General features: G+C 53.1%; 3 tRNA genes. All 3 read left to right on the plus strand.

Annotated elements, in window-relative coordinates:
• Positions 1-12: 12 nt before the first annotated feature.
• The 3 genes from GPK89_RS14710 to GPK89_RS14720 all read left to right on the plus strand — a co-directional run bounded on the left by GPK89_RS14710 (position 13) and on the right by GPK89_RS14720 (position 291).
• Positions 13-89 (plus strand) — tRNA-Asp (locus tag GPK89_RS14710).
• Positions 90-92: 3 nt separating this feature from the next.
• Positions 93-168: transfer RNA gene (locus GPK89_RS14715), tRNA-Thr, on the plus strand.
• A gap of 47 nt (positions 169-215) precedes the next feature.
• Positions 216-291 (plus strand) — tRNA-Trp (locus tag GPK89_RS14720).
• The last annotated feature ends 16 nt before the right edge of the window (positions 292-307 follow it).

Consider the following 307-nt stretch of genomic DNA (forward strand, 5'->3'; position numbering starts at 1 on the left):
CAAGCTGGGTATGGCCCGGTAGTTCAGTTGGTTAGAACGCTAGCCTGTCACGCTAGAGGTCGTCAGTTCGAGCCTGATTCGGGTCGCCATATGCTGCTATAGCTCAGTTGGTAGAGCGCATCCTTGGTAAGGATGAGGTCAGCAGTTCAAATCTGCTTAGCAGCTCCAGCGCTGAAGCCCACAGTGCAAGATACGCATTGTGGGTTTCTTCATATAGGGGCATAGCTCAGTTGGTAGAGCAGCGGTCTCCAAAACCGCGTGCCGAGGGTTCGAATCCTTCTACCCCTGCCATCCATATCCGGAAAAA

Origin of the sequence: Gemmiger formicilis (genome assembly GCF_018784445.1) — a bacterium.
Lineage (GTDB): Bacteria > Bacillota > Clostridia > Oscillospirales > Ruminococcaceae > Gemmiger.